Genomic DNA, 16,671 nt, shown 5'->3' on the forward strand with positions numbered 1-16,671 from the left:
CTATCAAAATTTCCACATCTGTTCTCTTGAGCTGGCCTTCTACGCTGAGCTAAGCTGCGGCCAGAGTGAATATGATGTTTGTTACAGAATGTTATAAGAATGAGCTGTTTATATAGCGTTTTCACATTGGCTGCAGGATTTCGTGTATGGAAATTATTCAGTTAGATCATGCCATCAGCGATGCCGAACGGGCAGAGCTTTTATTCGCCGGTAACTTATTAGTGTTCCGTCAGCGCCCGGCGATGCAGCGGATGATTACCTATACCCGTGGGTTACTGGCAGAAACCTTAGCTGATCTTGATCCGGTAACCGTGCAGAATTATCTGGAGCGGGAACTGTTTCTTGAGAACGTCGGAACTGTACAGACACGTTTTCGTACCAGTGAAGAGGCTAAGCTGATTTTTTTCGATGTGCTGCGTGAATGCGGGGTCACTACTGATCACTGTTACTACGATCATTTCCCGCTCAGAGTAGTACCTTTTGATACAACTCATCGTGGCGCACACCGTGCAGCGATAGGCCATCACCGGGATACTTGGGGCAGTAATATCCAGAGCCAGCAAAATTGGTGGGCGCCTATATTTAGCCTTGAAGCCGAGCGCACAATCGCATTTTATCCGGATTACTGGGATAAGCCGCTGGCAAATAATACTAACAGCTGGAGCTTTACAGAGTATCTGGCGACCCGCAAAGATACACAGCCAGAGCGTGGAGTTGCATATCCATCGGCGCCTTCTCCGGCTGAATCTGTGGATGAGTCCGGGGTTCTTAAAGTGGTTATTCAGCCAGGGGATGTACTTGCGTTTGCCAGTGCTCACTTACATGCCAGTGTACCAAATACCACTGATGCGATTCGTTACAGTGTAGAAATGCGGACGATTCATCAAAGTGACTTATCAGCAGGGCGGGTGGCTCCGAATGTGGATAATGCTGGAACCGGTCCGATGTATCGTTGGTTTCGACATGTCGAAAATCGTCAACCTCTTAGTGTGGATGACTGAGCTGGGGTAAACTGCGTTCTTTTTCTGATTAGATTGTGACGATGCGTAAATCCGATAAAAAGTTAGATAACCAGATTTGTAAAACCCTGACCAATGTCTGTGAAACGGCTTTGGAGCATATCTTTGGATTTCAGTGGCTGACTCACCGGGTTAATTATCAGCATTTTCCGGCATCATTAATAGTTACCTGCGTATTTACGGATCAGTCAGATCTCGACCGGATCCAGCTTAATCATGAAGACAGTAGTTTACGGAATCTGATTGTTGAAGCGCTGGTGGATATCGATATCCGTTTGGATAAGCCAGAGCAGCAGATAGTTTTCGACAGTGAAGAAGCTTGCGAAGTATCACATCAGGGAAATTGGGAAAGACGTTTGGGTAGTTAAGGCTTCTGCCGTTTTTGCGTGAAGCACTGGTGATCGCTTACACTGTTGGTTCACCTGAGAACCTGAGGATACGGCAAATGTGTACCAGAGTGCCTGTCAGTGAACTTGTTGAGTTACCGATTACCTGGGTACGTGGAGATGATGCGCGTCTGAAAGATGTGTTTAAGTCTTTGAAAAACGGCGACCCGGTTAGCCAGCCAATCCGTTTACTGAACTGCGGGTGTGGTAAAACCTATATGCTGGAAGACGGTGGTCACAGAATTACAGCCGCTTATAAAATGTATAAGAAAACCGGTAAAGACATTTTAATTCCTGTGCACAAGTTTGTGTCGGACTTTCAATAATATCCAAACTACGCTGCGTAGCCGAAACAGTGCTGTGCGGTAGTATCTTGCTGAATTACATTGCTAACTTGTGACTAAATCTTTGAGTACCGGATGGGTCACTATATAAGACATTTTGGGGAGCTCGCTCAGGCGAATTCTGACAGTGTCTAATGCTTCCATTGTGTCTGCTTCCGCATAGATAATCAGATCAATATCGCCGGTGATAGAGCGGCAGTCTTTTATTTCTTCGATCTGGTTGATGAGAGGAAGCAGGCTGTCGTAATCGAGGTGGGTAAAGTTCATCTGAAAATAGGCAGCGACACTTTTTCTGGGATTGCGTAGTTCTACTTTGTAACCACTGACAATACCTTTGTCTTCAAGACGTTTAAGCCGGCCGGCGACCGCTGTTCTGGATAGACCAATTTTGCGAGCTACTTCAGCATTTGACTGACGGGCGTCTTCACTCAGATGTTGGATGATCAGTTGATCAAACTTATCCATGTCACTACTACTCGGGATTAAGATTGTTCCCTGAAACTTTAACATATTAAAAAACATACATGGTCGGTGGGCATGTTAATTCACGAAATTTGGTAAACCTTGCTAAATAGCCGGCTTTACTGGTGAATTGGTGAATTTTTATTCTCCGAAAAGGAGAAATGTAGGGTAATTATTCTTGTCTTTTGGCGAAGTGTGGCCGCTTCTGCTGTTATTCCGGATTTATGAACAGTGAAGTCGATTCGACTGCCAAAAAGATCGTTTCGGTTTTTGAATACGACGAATCGTGCTGTAAAACACTTGTTTGTCAGGGGATGATTTAAAGGTCGTATCTGATCCACTGATATTTGTCAGGCAGCAGGTTCTGAGCTGCTCAGTACGATGCATCCATAAAAAAACAATAAAGGTGCATACATGTCTAATACACTAATTGTTGGTCTTGATGGCAGCGAATCCGGTTCCCGGGCGCTGGCACACGCAAAAAGGCTCGCATCCCTTATTCCCGACTGCACGTTAGAACTTGTCTACGTCATCGAATGGACGCCTTACAGCTTCCAGACGCCTGAAGAAAATGCCACCCGTCACAAACGCCGCGAGCAGGAAATTGCCGTGGCGACTTCGCGGGTAATTGATCCTGCTGTGAGTGTTTTACATGCCGATGGTTTTACCGCCAACGGCCGGGTAATGCACGGCGACGCGGCTGAATTGCTGAATCTGGTTGCGGTAGAAGAAAAGGCCGACCAGATCGTTGTTGCACGTTCATCCAAAGGGGGTATTACATCGCGCCTGTTTGGTAGCGTGACGGCTAATCTGGTGATGAACGCAAGCGTACCTGTGACTGTGGTTAACTGAGGCAAGGTTATGAATAATAAAAACAAAATCTTCTATGCTTTGAGCTCTCTGGTACTTTTACTGCAAAGTAATATGGCCGCGGCGAGTAATATTGATCAAACTGTAAACGAAGTCTTTTCCCGGGCGACTGGCTGGTTTGTCGGTTTAATTTTTGCGCCTTTACCGGGCACCAGTTTTCCATGGATCGTTCTGTGGTTAGTGGTTGGTGCCGTCGTATTTACACTCTATTTTGGCTTTATCCAGTTCCGTGCAGTGGGGCATTCTATTGCACTGGTAAAAGGGGATTACTCTGATCCTCGTGATGCTGGTGAGGTAAGTCACTTCCAGGCGTTGGCAACAGCGCTTTCCGGTACTGTAGGGCTGGGTAACATTGCGGGTGTGGCGGTGGCCGTCAGCATCGGTGGTGCGGGGGCAACTTTCTGGATGATACTCGCCGGTTTACTAGGGATGGCATCTAAGTTTGCCGAGTGTACGTTAGGTGTGAAATACCGAAATGAATACAGCGATGGTACGGTTTCCGGCGGTCCGATGTATTACATTTCAAAGGGTTTTAAGGAGCGTGGTCTGCCTGGCGGCAAGATCCTGGCAGTGATGTTCGCTATTTTCTGTATTTTGGGCTCTCTGGGCGGCGGTAATATGTTCCAGGCGAATCAGGCGCATGCTCAGATCAGTGGCATTGTCGGTGATTTCCCGGGATGGATTACCGGTATCATATTCGCGACAATTGTTTTTGCCGTCATTGTTGGTGGTATTAAATCTATTGCCAAAGTGACTGAAAAAGTCGTGCCAATTATGGGTGTGATGTATGTCGCTGCGGCGTTGGTTATTTTGCTTATGAATGCCGATAAGATTGGCTGGGCGTTTGGTCAGATCTTTGAGGGTGCATTCACCGGGCTAGGTATAGCTGGTGGTTTTGTTGGTGCACTGATTCAGGGCTTCAAACGGGCTGCGTTCTCAAACGAAGCCGGGGTTGGTTCAGCAGCAATTGCACACTCTGCTGTAAAGACTAATGAACCTATCACAGAAGGCTTTGTATCCTTATTAGAGCCTTTCATTGATACCGTACTGATCTGTACCATGACCGCACTGGTAATCATTATTACCGGTCAACTGATGACTGATCCGGCGACTGGTCTTTATCTGGTTGGTGAAAACGGTCGTATCCTGACTGCAGACGGTTCATCAGGTGTGGCGCTGACGTCAGCAGCATTTGGTTCTGCGTTTGGCTGGTTCCCGTATGTATTGGCTGTTGCGGTCGTTCTGTTTGCTTTCTCAACGATGATTAGCTGGTCGTACTATGGACTTAAAGCCTGGACTTACCTGTTTGGTGAAGGTAAATCGAAAGAGCTGACGTATAAGGTTATGTTCTGTGTGTTCATCGTGATTGGTGCTGCAGCGAATCTTGGTCCGGTTATCGACTTCTCTGATGCGGCAATCTTCGCCATGGCGGTTGTGAATATTATTGGTCTTTACTGCCTGCTGCCTATCATCAAGCGTGAACTGAATTCTTATATGTCCCGTCTGGGCACAGGTGAGATTGTGAAGTTCAAAAACATTGCAGCGAAGTAAACACTGACAACAGATCTGCACAGCAGATACAAAAAAGGCCGCTAACTTTCGTTAGCGGCCTTTTTTAATGCCGGATCAGTTTGTAGCTGAACGTCTACTTTTTTGATTTAGCCGCTTTTTCTTTAGCATCCATGTGCGCAAGGTATTCTTCGTAAGTACCCTGGAAACTGAAAAGTTTGTTATCACGGATATCAATGATTTGAGTTGCCAGTGAAGATACGAATTCACGGTCATGACTGACAAAAATCAGTGTGCCTTCGTAGTTTTCCAGTGCCAGGTTAAGTGCCTCGATAGATTCCATATCCAGGTGGTTAGTTGGCTCATCCATGATAAGTACGTTGGTGTTGCCCATCATTAGCTTACCGAACAACAGACGGTTCTTTTCACCACCGGAGCATACCCGGGCTTTCTTTTCAAAATCATCAGCGCTGAACAGTAATCGGCCCAGAGTTGAGCGAACGATCTGATCATCATGGTTAGCTTTACGCCATTGGCTGACCCACTCAAATAAGCTCAATTCAGATTGGAACTCAGCGTTTGTGTCCTGTGGACAATAACCGATGGTAGCGCTTTCTGCCCACTGAATCGTACCGTTCTCAACCTGTAGTTCATCCATCAGGCAGCGTAGCAGTGTTGTTTTACCGACTCCGTTTTCACCAATGATGGCCAAACGTGTGCCTGCTTCCAGAATCAGGTTGCCGTCTTTAAACAACTCATTACCATCAAACCCATGGCCGACATCTTCCAGAACCACTGCCTGACGGTGAAGTTTCTTATCCTGAGTGAAACGAATGAACGGGTTAGAACGACTGGACGGTTTGATCTCATCCAATTTGATTTTTTCTAATTGTTTAGCACGGGACGTAGCTTGTTTTGCTTTAGATGCGTTAGCTGAGAAGCGGCTAACAAATTGACGCAGATCGGCCATTTGAGCGCTTTTCTTAGCGTTATCAGCCACCTGACGTTCACGAATCTGAGTAGAAGCGAACATGAAGTCATCATAGGTGCCAGGATAAACACGCAGCTCACCGTAATCGATGTCAGCCATATGAGTACAAACCGCATTTAAGAAGTGACGGTCGTGAGAAATAATAACCATGGTGCTGTTGCGTTCGTTCAATACGCCTTCCAGCCAGCGGATAGTGTTGATATCCAGGTTGTTGGTTGGTTCGTCCAGCAACAGAATGTCCGGATTAGAAAATAGTGCCTGCGCAAGCAGCACACGTAGCTTCCAACCGGGGGCCACTTCACTCATCAGGCCGAAATGTAAGCCTAACTCAATACCAGCACCCAGCAATATTTCACCGGCGCGGCTTTCAGCGCTGTAGCCGTCCATTTCTGCAAATACGGTTTCCAGTTCAGCAACTTTCATACCGTCTTCTTCAGACATTTCTGGCAGGTTATAAATACGGTCGCGTTCTTGTTTCACTTCCCACAGTTCTTGGTGGCCCATGATAACCGTATCGATAACGCTGTATTCTTCAAATGCGAACTGGTCCTGATGCAGCTTACCTAAACGTTCGTTTGGTGAGATGCTGACGTTACCGGAAGTCGGCGTCAGGCTACCGTCCAGGATCTTCATGAAGGTTGATTTGCCGCAACCGTTGGCACCGATCAGACCGTAACGGTTACCGTTACCGAATTTGACCGAGATATTTTCGAAAAGAGGTTTGGCACCAAACTGCATGGTGATGTTGGCGGTAGAGATCAAGAGTATTGTCCTGCTGTAAAGCGGTGGATTCTGGCCGCGAGTCGGAAATAGTCCCGTTGGGCCGCAAAAGCCCGACACTATAGAGTTTTGCCCGCCTGAGGTCGAGTGAATTTGTGTGAAATTTGTACACAAAACCCGTCTATAATTCTGAGTCTGAAATTTACCTGCTTATTAACAGAGACATTGTGAAAATCTATTTACTTACTCATCCAAGAGAACTGCCAAAACCAACCAATACCGGCAAGCTGGTACTGGAGGTATTAGGAACCGCTGCACGGTTGGTGGAATGGTCCAGAGTCGAACCGGATGAAGAACTTTTAAATCTGACGGAGCAGGGACAGCTGGCCCTACTGTACCCAGGAGAAGGCAGTGTTGAGTTATCAGAAATGCTGGCTGGTCTGGAAACTGGAAAGCCCTGTGAGGCTGGTATACAAGGCTTAGTGGTATTAGACGGCACCTGGCAGGAGGCCCGTAAAATCTATAATAAAAGCCCGTACCTGCATAACCTGCCACGCATAGCGTTAAAAGTTAATAGTGGGTCCCGTTATAACTTGCGGCGTAATCAGTTAGAGGAAGGCTTATGTACCGCGGAATGCGTTGCTCATTTATTGCAGGCGTTGGGTCGGGAAAGTGAAGCAGGCAAGCTGAATATACGTTTGGATGAGTTTATCGCGAGCAACAAGTGTTGATTTCAAACAACTTATAGAACATAAGTCCACGGGATGGGTATAGGGATTATTGTACTTTAAACGGACTCTCATATACTCGGATGATTACTTTATGACCTGGTAAGGGATGTTACAGATGGAAGATACCCAATATCGACTCGTTACCCGCAGTGATTTTGATGGTTTGGTCTGCGCTGTATTGTTGAAGCATATAAATCTGGTTGATGACATTAAGTTTGTTCACCCGAAAGATATGCAGGATGGAACCGTAGATACTACCGACCGGGATATCACTACGAACTTACCCTATGTCGATGGGGTTCATTTGGCCTTCGACCATCACTTTTCTGAAACCCTGCGTAATGAAGCACGTGAAAATCATATCATTGATCCGAAAGCGCCGTCTGCTGCACGGGTTGTGTTTGATTACTATGGTGGTTTCGATACGTTCCCGCGTGCCTGGGATGACATGATGCAAGCGGTGGATAAAGGCGATTCTGCAGATTTTAATATGCAGGAAGTGCTGGAACCGGCGAACTGGGAACTGCTTAATTTCCTGATGGATGCCCGTACCGGGTTAGGCCGTTTCCGTGATTTCCGTATTTCAAATTATGCACTGATGATGGATCTGATTGATTACTGCCGTCATCACAGCATTGAAGACATTATTCGGTTGCCGGATGTGCAGGAACGGGTTGAACTGTACTTTGAACAACAACATAAGTTTAAAGATCAGATTGAACGTTGTGCCACAGTGCATGGCAATCTGGTGGTGCTGGATCTGCGTAATGAAGAAACAATTTATGCGGGTAACCGTTTTATGATTTACGCGATGTATCCGCAATGTAATATGTCGATTCATGTCCTTTGGGGACTGAAACAGCAGAACACTGTGTTTGCGACCGGTAAGTCGATTTTTGATCGCAGTGCTCAGACGGTAGTTGGTAGCCTTATGCTTAAATACGGCGGTGGTGGTCATGAAGCTGCGGGTACCTGTCAGGTTGCCAATGATCAGGCGATAGAGGTACTGGGCGAGTTAATTACACAGATTAATGCCGACGGCTGATTATAAGTGCGAATAATACAAAGCCCGGACAGTGCAAACTGTCCGGGCTTTTTGTTGTGTAGGCATTAATGAAACAGGGCATGATTTTGGTCAGTCTCTTGGTAAGAGCTTCCAATAAAATGTTTTGATAAACACTCTTTATGGATAAACGCCAGGATAAGTGATGTATTCCGAGTGCTTATCAGTGCAGGCTTAGTGAGTTTCGTTAAGTGCATCTACCGCCGGAATTTCGGTTTCACGACGGGCAATGAAGTCCATTAGTTCATCGTTTTTCGCTTCATCCATTTTAGGTTCCTGATATTCGCTTAGTAGTTTCTTCGCGTAATTCAGAGCCCGTTCGGTGATCTTTTTAGCGCCTTCAGCTTCCCATTGCTCGTAAGAATTATTGTCGAACAGTTTAGGCATGTAGAAAGCCCGCTCGAAGTTCTCCATTGTATGAGCATGGCCAAGGTAGTGACCGGCCGGTCCGACATCACGGACAGCCGCCAGCGCTTCGTCGAAGTCATCCCAGCGCAGGCCTTCTGCCATCCGGTAACCCATGCCGCAGACATCGGCGTCTACTACAAATTTAGCCATAGAGCAGTGCATACCTGCTTCGTTCCAGCCGGCTGAATGCCAGATATAGTTGGCACCGGACATCAATACGGCATTCATCGTCATAGCACTTTCGTAACCCGCCTGGGCGTCAAAAGTTTTTGCGCCGCCCAGAGTGTTAGATGTACGCCATGGCACATCGTAGTGCCGGGCCATCTGACCGATCATAAAGTTCATCAGGCTGATTTCTGGTGTACCGGCCATAGGTGCGCCGGATGCCATAGAAACGGTTGATAGGTAATGTCCGTAAATCGCCGGTGTGCCTTTACGTACCAGCTGAGTATAAGCAAGGCCTGACAGAGCTTCAGCATTGAGCTGAACAACAGTTGGAACCGTTGAAGCTGGCGTGTTAGCGCCGCCAAGTACGAAAGGGGAGCAAAGTACTGGCTGGTTATACTTAGCAAAAGCACGCATCGCACCCAGCATGGTTTCATCCCATACCAGTGGCGAGTTGCCGTTGATGTTACCTGTCGTCACGGGGTGAGTTTGCATGAATTCTTCGCCAAACAGAATTGCACACATTCTCATGACGTCTTCAGCATTTTTACCGGAAGTGGTCATACCCATGAAGGTTTTATCCGAGTTCTTCATGGAAGAGTAGGTAATGCGCAGATGGCGGTGCGATACCGGGTGGTCCATTGGCTCAACAATGTGATGTGCTGTGGAGTGCAGTGCTGGCAGCATATGCGCCAGTTTGTGGAAGTCGCCCAGATCATTAAGTGTTGGCCAGCGGCGTTTATCTTCCAAATCCCGTAAGAAGGGAGCGCCGGTCATAGGTACAAAGATTGATTTATTGCCGCCAAGGTCAACGTTCTTTTCCGGATTACGGGCATGGTAGGTAATCTCGGATGGAATGGACGAAATCAGTTCTCTGATCATGCCACGTTCAAACTTAACCAGTTCACCTTCAACGTGGGCACCAGCATCTTTCCATTGTTGCAGGGCAATAGGGTCACGGAATACAACGCCGACTTCTTCCAGAATGCGCATGGATTCATGATCAATACGTTTGATCTGGTCTTCATCCATAGGTTCGGTCAGAGGCAGACCACGGGTCAGACCTGGCAACATGGTATCAACGGATCGGGTGCGTAATTCTCGTAACGAGGTACGGGCGCTACCGCGACGGCGGCGAGGTTTTTCTGCAACAGACATGGCGGGCTGACTCCGAAAATTTTTGTTATGTGGACAGCAGAGCTGTGATGAAGAAAACTTTACAGAGCGTCCACCTACCCGTAAATTGAGTAATTTATATAGTTGCTATGAGGAATTCTTGTGGCCAGTGTTATCAATATGGACATTTCTGCTTTGCGCAGTTTTGTTTTGGCGGAAAATCTGGGGTCTTTTTCGGCGGCTGCTAATGGTTTGCACTGTTCGCAGTCGGCTTTGTCGCTGCGGATTAAAAAACTGGAAGAACAGCTGGGCTGCGAATTATTTCACCGTAATTATCACACGCTGAAACTAACCGCCGACGGCGCGATGTTATTGCCTGAAGCTGTGAAGGTACTGGCGGGTCATGATGCGATGATTCAGGTGGCGCAAAATAACGGCAGTAGCGAGATGATCCGGCTGGGTATACCGGAGGATATGACAGCGGGATTCTTTCATAACTTTCTGGCTACTCACGAAGAATATGTGGATAAGATAGAACTGAGCATGCACCTGTGTCGTGATCTGGTGCAGATGCTGTGTGAAGGCGAGCTGGATATAGCCTTGATTAATGCCATGCCTGATTATCAGGGAGGGGAGGCGATTGCTTCCCGTGAACTGAAGTGGGTATGTGCTCCAGGATTTGAGTATCAGCCTGAGCAACCGTTACCACTGGCGTTGCATCCGGAAGGATGTATCTTTCGGGAGCATGTTTTTAAAACACTGAATGCATTAGGCAGGGCCCATCGGGTGACTTTTTCGGCACAGGGCTCTATTAGCGTCCAGGCGGCGGTGAGTGCAGGCATGGGCTTGTCGGTGATGGCTGAAGGTATTATTCCTGATTCTCTGGTGGAAGCTCCAAACGATTGGCGTTTACCTGCCCTCGGGCAAGCGGATATTCGCATTTATCAGATGGGCCACGGCTCGCCATTTTTAGCTGATTTTATTGAGACGCTACGCCATCAGTTACCTAAAGTAATGTAAGTTTCAGTTTTCTGGATCAGTTTCTGGCATTCCTGATAATCACTGCTATTGTTTTGTGTCGGCCTGAGACTCAGCGTTCAAATTCTTAGCCTGACATAACTGACAGTGATGTTACTAAAGAGTCATGCTGAGGCAGGAGAATGCTTATGAGTTTGGAAATTTGGTTAGCCTTTGTGATGGCTACGGTGGTGTTTTGTATCATTCCGGGACCGACCGTTATTCTGGTGATAGGTCAGGCGATTGCCCACGGTAAAAAGTCGGTAATACCTCTGGTGGCGGGTGTACTGGCTGGTGATTTTACGGCAATGACGTTATCAGTCATTGGACTTGGCGCTATTCTGGCCGCGTCCGCGAGCCTTTTTCTGGTTCTGAAGTGGTTTGGTGTGCTGTATCTGATTTATCTGGGAATCAAAACCTGGCGGCAAGTTCCTCAGCAGTTTGCCGATGCTGATTTTAGCAGCACACAAGCTGTTGGGCGGGAGCAAGGTAGGAATATGTTCCGCTCAGCGTTTCTGGTGACAGCCCTGAATCCGAAAGACATTATCTTCTTTGTGGCGTTCTTGCCGCAGTTTATTGATCCCCACACAGCGGTATTTCCACAATGGCTTATTCTGATGGTAACGCTGCTTTGTCTGGTGGGGATAAATATCAGTGCTTATACATACTTTGCCGGCACGGTGCGCCAGCATATCCAGAGTTATCAGGCTCGAAAGCGGTTGAACCGGATCGGCGGCACTGCGTTGGTCAGTGCCGGGTTGATTACTGCAACCTTACAGCGCAGTTAGCTTTGTACAGCAGTATTGGGTAGAAGGATCAGTCAGCGTTGGGCTGATCTTTTTTGGCTACTTCCTTTTCAGTAACAGTTTTCTCAGCAACAGCTTGTTCAGCAACCTGTTCGGTGACAGTGTCTTCTTTAATATCCATCTTACGAATGATGATGAATGAAACACCTTTAAGCGAGACATAATAGAAGGCTGCAAAGGCGATTCGCAGAGTTGAATCCACGTCACGGGACAATAGCAGTTCATTCATAATGATCAGCGGGATCAGCCCGACCACCAGAATTAGCCAGCTAACCTTAGTGGTTTTTTTCATTTTAAACATCGTAGCTCCATGTTTATTCGGTGACGATCGCAGCGATCTCTGTTGCCCGTACTGAAGCCCTTAATGAAGGTTTGGCCGGTGCGCATATGTGAAGCCGGATTCTGCCACAATTACGATACTTTTTCCTGTTCTCCTGCTGCTGAGTTTTAGCCCTTTGGTTGGCTTGGCTATGGGAGTATCTGCTGTTTTTCTGAGCTGACCGAAAACGACCTGAAAGGTCCGTCCAGCCTGCGCCGGTTGACTTTTTTCTAGGCACATGAGATTTTTGTTAAATGATCATTTAATTAAATGGTTATTTAAATTAAAAAATGCAGTTAATTCAGTTATTTATCTCGTTTTATGGAAGAAAATAGATTTTATATCTGCGCAATGATTGTGCAAATCGGATGCTGTTTCTGCAAAAAAATAACAACAACCGCAAGGAGTGTTTATGAACACTTTACTGAGTGCAGGGATAATTTTTACCCTGCTCGCAATCGTGTTTTGTCTCTATCGCTGGGGTAACTTGAAGTGCGTTGGGGTGACGCCGGTAAAAACTTTTACCTTCATCGCCATTCTGTTTACGTCTGGTCTGGATGTTGGGCTTATCATGTTCCCGCTGACCGAGTTTGCAGGATATGCCGACACTGCTACCAGCCCTGAATATGCTTTTAGTAATCCGCTGGCAATTGAGTTTGCTTACTGGGGATTTCTGATCTGGGGATTTTACTTTCTAACCAGTTTTTATTTCTGTGTTATTGAGCCACGGGTTGGCTTCTTTGAAATCCCGGTGGTTAAGTGGATCAATAACGTCGTCATCATCGGTACCTGTGCGTTTACAGCTTATCTGTTACTGACGAACCTGCCCTGGTATTTACCGCAGCTCAGTGAAGAAGGCAGCATTGTAACTACCTTCTATGTCATTGTGTTTGCAGTGATAATGGCTGCAGTGTTCTCCAGTACAGATATTAAGTATGTGCGCATCCTGAGCCTTGCATCTACCTGGTTGTTCCTGGGTTTGATAGCAGTAATGTGGGTTCTGGCTGCAATGGGGCCAAACGAAATGCTGGATGCAGCTAATCTGATCGGTAACTATTTTGTGAATATTCACAAGTTTGTGCTGCCGCTGAATGATTACCACGCCTTCTACCTGTTCTGGTGGTTTGCATGGAGCATCATGATTGGACAGTTTACCTCGCGGTTTGTTGGTGGCTTGCGTACCTGGCAGGTACTGGCAGCGTTGCTGATCTTTCCGTCGATTCCGCTGGGAATCTGGTTCGCTGTTCTCTACTTCTATCATGAAAATGGTTTAGACAGCGCTGGCTTTGTTGGTATCTCAATGGTGGTTGTGGGTATTACTTTCGTAATTAACTCACTGGATTCTTTGATCCGCCTGTATACCGATAACCTGAATCTGACCGCGTCACGGATTGGTAAAGCTAAGTACATCATCGGTAACCTGGTTGCTCTGTGTGTGCTGACTATGCTGTTCAAACTGAACTTCCTGGAAATTCAGTGGGTAGGCGCACTGGTTATTGGCCTGTACTTCAGCTGCTTCGCTTACATTTTGCTGAAAAAACGTAAGGAAGTTGCAGCGATTCAGAGCTCACCGGAAGGTCGGGAACTGAACTTCGATAAGATCGAAAGCGTGCATTAAGCAAGATTTTACATCAACACAGAAAACCGCTGTTCTTAGGAATAGCGGTTTTTTTTCGTCTTTCTTACATCTTATGAACTGTTTTACTATCTGGATAGTCGAGCTATTTAGCACAAACAAAAACGCCCTGCAGAGCAAGGCGTTTGAGGTATTAAGAGGCGGATAATAGTACTTACCTGGCTCTTGAATGTTAGCTCTTAAATGTTAGCTCTTAACAGCAGCTGCTTCTTTCATTGCGTCTTCGCCTTTCTTCCACAGGTTACCTTGCCAAAGTTCTTCCAGACCTGTTTCACCACAAGCACCTTTGGTTGTCAGGTAATCGTAGTAAGACGTTGGCTTGTGGCCTGTAAGGTTGTAGAAGTCCGGGCTGCAGCGGCAGTAGAAACCGTTTACCAGATACTCGAAGAATTCAGCACGGGTTGCACCGAAATCGCTTTCAAAGCTTTCCATAGACTGAGCACGGTACTCGATGTCTTTATCCATGGCGCGACCCAGGTCAGCAGCGATTTCTGCCATTGTCTGTGGCTGAGGACCAGTGATGTCGTAGAACTTATTACTGTGACGCGCAGGACCTTCGCTCAGAACAACAGCAGCTGCTTCAGCAATGTCACGGGTCGCAACAAAAGAGTTACGGGCTTTACCCAGAGGGTTAGTGAACCAGCCTTCCTGTGCAATGTTATCGCAGTCAGTTTTCAGCAAGTGGTTCATGAAGAAGTTGTTACGCAGTACGGTTACGTTCAGACCTGCATCAATCAGGGCTTTTTCACCCCACCAGTAGTGTTGCAGCATCAGTGGAATAGATGCGCCTTCACGTGAAGAGTGCTGATCAGCTTCATAAGAAGCTGTATTTGTATCAGCGCCCATGCAGCTGACACGTACAACGTGCTTGATGCTGTCGGTACGCTTGCCAAGCTCTTCGCAGAAGTTAAGGTGACCTTCCAGCATTGGGTCCAGAGATGCAGAGTAAATAGCGCTGACGCCTTCCAGAGCAGCATCCCAGGTAGCTGAGTCATTCAGGTCAAAGAATACGGTTTCATCAGCACCAACTGCTTTCAGATCAGCAACTTTAGATTCGCTGTGAAAACAGGCACGAACTGTGAATTCACCTGCCTGAGACAGGCGGGCAACCAGTTCTTTACCAATACGGCCAGTGGCTGAAGTAACCAGAACAACAGGTTTGGTCATGGGGAGTATCTCCGGGTGTAAGTGTGAAATTTGTGTGTGCGGTATGGGCTCATATTCAGGCAGCTAATCTGCCCTGAGCCGGATATGTGCATGTACCCTATGACACCATGATCGGTCTGGGTTGGTCTTTGGTGTAGGGCCAGATTGATTGCTGTCGTAGGGCCTGTCGCAGAGGGGCATAAAAAACTACGTGCCGGGCTTAATAAACTTCAGTTTCGGTTGGTTTTGAATTGTATGAAATTGATAGTTATTATCATTTGCATGAATTTAGATTTTAACAGGAGCCTTCATGAGTCATGAATCATTGGAAAACCTCAAAACTACAGAGATTAAAGCGTTTGTGCCGGCAAAAAAATTTGCGAAGTCGAAACAGTTTTATTCTGATCTTGGCTTTACTCAGGCTTCAGATGTAGGGGGTATTGCTTACTTCTATTATGGCAACTGCAGTTTCCTGCTACAGGACTTTTATGAGCCGGTACACAGTGAAAACTTTATGATGCATCTGCTGGTGGAAGATGCCGCGGCATGGCACCGTCAGGTTAGCGCCAGTGGCATAACAGAGAAGTATGCCGTGGAGGTCTCAGAGCTGGCAGAACAACCCTGGGGGATGCTGGATTTTGTGGTGACGGATCCCAGTGGTGTGCTCTGGCGAATTGGTCAAAGTATATAATGCTGCAAAATTATCCCATACCGGGTAATGGAATGTCCGGTTTGAACGTGCCATATCGGCTTACTGGTCTACAGTAAGGGTAAGACGCTTCAGCAATCAGCTGAGGCCGGTTATCCAGGAAGGACTCCATGAGTAGCCAGAGTTTATTAGATGAGTTAAGCAGTGCGTTAAGTGAAGCCTGCCAGTTCATTCAGGGGAAAGAGGTGCTTCAGGCAACTGAAGCCAGCGATAACAGTGAACCTGATATCACCGCAGAAGACATTTTATGTCTTCGTCAGGCGCTGCAACTTTCGCAGTTAGAATTTGCCGCTTTATTACACACCAGTGTCACAACGCTAGAGTCCTGGGAGCATGATCTGGCCAAGCCAAATGATCAGGCAGTAACCTTATTGCGCTTGATTAAGAATCACCCGGATACCCTGGCGCATATTGCGGATTTGGAATGATCTCTATTTATAGTGATTTAAGCTTATGCGAGTGAATAAACAAGCTTGTTAAAGTTTAATGTGAAGATATTTGCAGATGCATATTTAGCGACTAAAAACCTGGCATTTGCCAGGCTTAATTGTCGGTGTGATAGCTATTGGAGATTAGTTATCAGTTTCAAGCTTTGTTTCAGCCCAGCGTGCAAAGCGTAATACCGGATAGCAGTAGAGGAAATACATTGCAGCTATCGCCATGTAAATGAACATGGTATCCCCAGGCAGGCGTAAGATCGTCGTTTCCCCCTGGCGTGTTAGTTCAGACAGTCCAATCACTGACAGTACCGCAGTACTCTTAATCACGATCACATAAACGCTGGCCATTGGTGGCACAGTCAGTTTCAGCGCCTGAGGCACAATAATATGATACAGGGCCTGAGCTTTGCTCATACCGCAAGAGCGGGCGGCTTCTTCCTGGCCGTGAGGAACTGCGTGAATCGCTGAACTTACAATCGCTGTGACATAACTAGCGGTATATAACGTCAACGAAACAATTGCCGCGGTATAGCTTTCAAATTGCAGCCAACTGATGTTTAACGAAGGCAATACGAAGTACACCATATACAGTTGCACCAGATACGGCGTACCACGGAACAAGTGCAGGTATATATTAATAGTCCAGGACAGTAACCGGGACTTCAGTGTTTTTAGAACACCCAGTACGGCGCCGAGGACGCTACCCAGTACAATGGCAATAATAGATATTTCAAAGGTAATGAGTAAGCCGTCGAGTAAAAATGGCATGACACTCTGTAGTACCTGCCATTTGGTAATTAACCATTCCATCTTC

At 46.8% G+C, this 16,671-nt stretch carries 18 protein-coding genes; 12 read left to right on the forward strand and 6 right to left on the reverse strand.

What is annotated here, in order from left to right:
* Window positions 1-146 precede the first annotated feature (146 nt).
* The 3 genes from OCU49_RS05140 to OCU49_RS05150 all read left to right on the forward strand — a co-directional run bounded on the left by OCU49_RS05140 (window position 147) and on the right by OCU49_RS05150 (window position 1,731).
* The gene (locus tag OCU49_RS05140) at window positions 147-1,001 is read left to right on the forward strand and encodes a phytanoyl-CoA dioxygenase family protein (RefSeq protein WP_261843911.1); all 855 of its coding nucleotides are present in this window, start codon (window positions 147-149) and stop codon (window positions 999-1,001) included.
* Between the two features lie 41 nt (window positions 1,002-1,042).
* Entirely contained in the window at window positions 1,043-1,387 is a 345-nt protein-coding gene (locus OCU49_RS05145; protein ID WP_261843912.1) for a Fis family transcriptional regulator, read from the forward strand.
* Window positions 1,388-1,464: 77 nt separating this feature from the next.
* On the forward strand, window positions 1,465-1,731 hold the full coding sequence (locus OCU49_RS05150; RefSeq protein WP_261843913.1) for a hypothetical protein: 267 nt from the start codon (window positions 1,465-1,467) through the stop codon (window positions 1,729-1,731).
* 63 nt (window positions 1,732-1,794) lie between these two features.
* On the opposite strand, the gene OCU49_RS05155 is transcribed toward OCU49_RS05150, so the two are convergent.
* Window positions 1,795-2,214: an Lrp/AsnC family transcriptional regulator gene (locus OCU49_RS05155; RefSeq protein WP_261843914.1), complete on the reverse strand. Its 420-nt coding sequence runs from the start codon at window positions 2,212-2,214 to the stop codon at window positions 1,795-1,797.
* A gap of 411 nt (window positions 2,215-2,625) precedes the next feature.
* Between OCU49_RS05155 and OCU49_RS05160 the strand changes: the two genes are divergently transcribed.
* Window positions 2,626-3,063, forward strand: a complete 438-nt coding sequence (locus OCU49_RS05160) for a universal stress protein (RefSeq protein ID WP_261843915.1) — start codon at window positions 2,626-2,628, stop codon at window positions 3,061-3,063.
* Window positions 3,064-3,072: 9 nt separating this feature from the next.
* Window positions 3,073-4,632, forward strand: a complete 1,560-nt coding sequence (locus tag OCU49_RS05165) for an alanine/glycine:cation symporter family protein (protein ID WP_261843916.1) — start codon at window positions 3,073-3,075, stop codon at window positions 4,630-4,632.
* A 94-nt stretch (window positions 4,633-4,726) separates the two neighbouring features.
* On the opposite strand, the gene OCU49_RS05170 is transcribed toward OCU49_RS05165, so the two are convergent.
* Window positions 4,727-6,343 (reverse strand): ABC-F family ATPase, encoded by a 1,617-nt coding sequence (locus OCU49_RS05170; protein ID WP_261843917.1) that lies wholly within the window; start codon window positions 6,341-6,343, stop codon window positions 4,727-4,729.
* Window positions 6,344-6,528: 185 nt separating this feature from the next.
* On the opposite strand from OCU49_RS05170, the gene OCU49_RS05175 reads away from it, so the two are divergent.
* A complete protein-coding gene (locus OCU49_RS05175; RefSeq protein ID WP_261843918.1) occupies window positions 6,529-7,032 on the forward strand; it encodes a tRNA-uridine aminocarboxypropyltransferase in 504 nt (167 codons plus the stop codon).
* Between the two features lie 115 nt (window positions 7,033-7,147).
* Complete coding sequence (locus OCU49_RS05180; protein WP_261843919.1) at window positions 7,148-8,077, forward strand: exopolyphosphatase; 930 nt, start codon at window positions 7,148-7,150, stop codon at window positions 8,075-8,077.
* Between the two features lie 192 nt (window positions 8,078-8,269).
* On the opposite strand, the gene OCU49_RS05185 is transcribed toward OCU49_RS05180, so the two are convergent.
* On the reverse strand, window positions 8,270-9,826 hold the full coding sequence (locus OCU49_RS05185; protein ID WP_261843920.1) for a trimethylamine methyltransferase family protein: 1,557 nt from the start codon (window positions 9,824-9,826) through the stop codon (window positions 8,270-8,272).
* A gap of 120 nt (window positions 9,827-9,946) precedes the next feature.
* Here OCU49_RS05185 and OCU49_RS05190 point away from each other — a divergent pair, with 120 nt between their 5' ends.
* Window positions 9,947-10,804 carry a LysR family transcriptional regulator gene (locus OCU49_RS05190; protein WP_261843921.1) on the forward strand — a complete coding sequence of 286 codons (858 nt, stop codon included), beginning with the start codon at window positions 9,947-9,949 and terminating at the stop codon, window positions 10,802-10,804.
* Window positions 10,805-10,950: 146 nt separating this feature from the next.
* On the forward strand, window positions 10,951-11,589 hold the full coding sequence (locus OCU49_RS05195; RefSeq protein ID WP_261843922.1) for a LysE family translocator: 639 nt from the start codon (window positions 10,951-10,953) through the stop codon (window positions 11,587-11,589).
* A 28-nt stretch (window positions 11,590-11,617) separates the two neighbouring features.
* On the opposite strand, the gene OCU49_RS05200 is transcribed toward OCU49_RS05195, so the two are convergent.
* Window positions 11,618-11,908 (reverse strand): hypothetical protein, encoded by a 291-nt coding sequence (locus OCU49_RS05200; RefSeq protein WP_261843923.1) that lies wholly within the window; start codon window positions 11,906-11,908, stop codon window positions 11,618-11,620.
* 430 nt (window positions 11,909-12,338) lie between these two features.
* Between OCU49_RS05200 and OCU49_RS05205 the strand changes: the two genes are divergently transcribed.
* Window positions 12,339-13,544: a BCCT family transporter gene (locus OCU49_RS05205; RefSeq protein WP_261843924.1), complete on the forward strand. Its 1,206-nt coding sequence runs from the start codon at window positions 12,339-12,341 to the stop codon at window positions 13,542-13,544.
* 204 nt (window positions 13,545-13,748) lie between these two features.
* Here the strand turns inward: OCU49_RS05205 and OCU49_RS05210 are convergent, their stop codons facing one another.
* Window positions 13,749-14,729 carry an NAD(P)H-binding protein gene (locus OCU49_RS05210; protein WP_261843925.1) on the reverse strand — a complete coding sequence of 327 codons (981 nt, stop codon included), beginning with the start codon at window positions 14,727-14,729 and terminating at the stop codon, window positions 13,749-13,751.
* A gap of 289 nt (window positions 14,730-15,018) precedes the next feature.
* On the opposite strand from OCU49_RS05210, the gene OCU49_RS05215 reads away from it, so the two are divergent.
* Together OCU49_RS05215 and OCU49_RS05220 are read left to right on the forward strand one after the other, a co-directional pair.
* On the forward strand, window positions 15,019-15,399 hold the full coding sequence (locus tag OCU49_RS05215) for a VOC family protein (RefSeq protein ID WP_261843926.1): 381 nt from the start codon (window positions 15,019-15,021) through the stop codon (window positions 15,397-15,399).
* Window positions 15,400-15,527: 128 nt separating this feature from the next.
* On the forward strand, window positions 15,528-15,845 hold the full coding sequence (locus OCU49_RS05220; RefSeq protein ID WP_261843927.1) for a helix-turn-helix domain-containing protein: 318 nt from the start codon (window positions 15,528-15,530) through the stop codon (window positions 15,843-15,845).
* A 144-nt stretch (window positions 15,846-15,989) separates the two neighbouring features.
* On the opposite strand, the gene OCU49_RS05225 is transcribed toward OCU49_RS05220, so the two are convergent.
* Window positions 15,990-16,667 carry an amino acid ABC transporter permease gene (locus tag OCU49_RS05225; protein ID WP_261843928.1) on the reverse strand — a complete coding sequence of 226 codons (678 nt, stop codon included), beginning with the start codon at window positions 16,665-16,667 and terminating at the stop codon, window positions 15,990-15,992.
* Between the last annotated feature and the right edge of the window lie 4 nt (window positions 16,668-16,671).

This window comes from Aliamphritea ceti (assembly GCF_024347215.1).
GTDB classification, from domain to species: domain Bacteria; phylum Pseudomonadota; class Gammaproteobacteria; order Pseudomonadales; family Balneatricaceae; genus Amphritea; species Amphritea ceti.

What these genes read in the sequence shown, in the direction of transcription:
- OCU49_RS05225 (WP_261843928.1), bottom strand. Translation starts at nt 16,667, where the DNA reads ATGGAATGGTTAATTACCAAATGGCAGGTACTACAGAGTGTCATGCCA.
- OCU49_RS05210 (WP_261843925.1), bottom strand. Translation starts at nt 14,729, where the DNA reads ATGACCAAACCTGTTGTTCTGGTTACTTCAGCCACTGGCCGTATTGGT.
- OCU49_RS05140 (WP_261843911.1), top strand. Translation starts at nt 147, where the DNA reads ATGGAAATTATTCAGTTAGATCATGCCATCAGCGATGCCGAACGGGCA.
- OCU49_RS05155 (WP_261843914.1), bottom strand. Translation starts at nt 2,214, where the DNA reads ATGGATAAGTTTGATCAACTGATCATCCAACATCTGAGTGAAGACGCC.
- OCU49_RS05205 (WP_261843924.1), top strand. Translation starts at nt 12,339, where the DNA reads ATGAACACTTTACTGAGTGCAGGGATAATTTTTACCCTGCTCGCAATC.
- OCU49_RS05145 (WP_261843912.1), top strand. Translation starts at nt 1,043, where the DNA reads ATGCGTAAATCCGATAAAAAGTTAGATAACCAGATTTGTAAAACCCTG.
- OCU49_RS05220 (WP_261843927.1), top strand. Translation starts at nt 15,528, where the DNA reads ATGAGTAGCCAGAGTTTATTAGATGAGTTAAGCAGTGCGTTAAGTGAA.
- OCU49_RS05195 (WP_261843922.1), top strand. Translation starts at nt 10,951, where the DNA reads ATGAGTTTGGAAATTTGGTTAGCCTTTGTGATGGCTACGGTGGTGTTT.
- OCU49_RS05150 (WP_261843913.1), top strand. Translation starts at nt 1,465, where the DNA reads ATGTGTACCAGAGTGCCTGTCAGTGAACTTGTTGAGTTACCGATTACC.
- OCU49_RS05185 (WP_261843920.1), bottom strand. Translation starts at nt 9,826, where the DNA reads ATGTCTGTTGCAGAAAAACCTCGCCGCCGTCGCGGTAGCGCCCGTACC.
- OCU49_RS05165 (WP_261843916.1), top strand. Translation starts at nt 3,073, where the DNA reads ATGAATAATAAAAACAAAATCTTCTATGCTTTGAGCTCTCTGGTACTT.
- OCU49_RS05180 (WP_261843919.1), top strand. Translation starts at nt 7,148, where the DNA reads ATGGAAGATACCCAATATCGACTCGTTACCCGCAGTGATTTTGATGGT.
- OCU49_RS05160 (WP_261843915.1), top strand. Translation starts at nt 2,626, where the DNA reads ATGTCTAATACACTAATTGTTGGTCTTGATGGCAGCGAATCCGGTTCC.
- OCU49_RS05200 (WP_261843923.1), bottom strand. Translation starts at nt 11,908, where the DNA reads ATGTTTAAAATGAAAAAAACCACTAAGGTTAGCTGGCTAATTCTGGTG.
- OCU49_RS05215 (WP_261843926.1), top strand. Translation starts at nt 15,019, where the DNA reads ATGAGTCATGAATCATTGGAAAACCTCAAAACTACAGAGATTAAAGCG.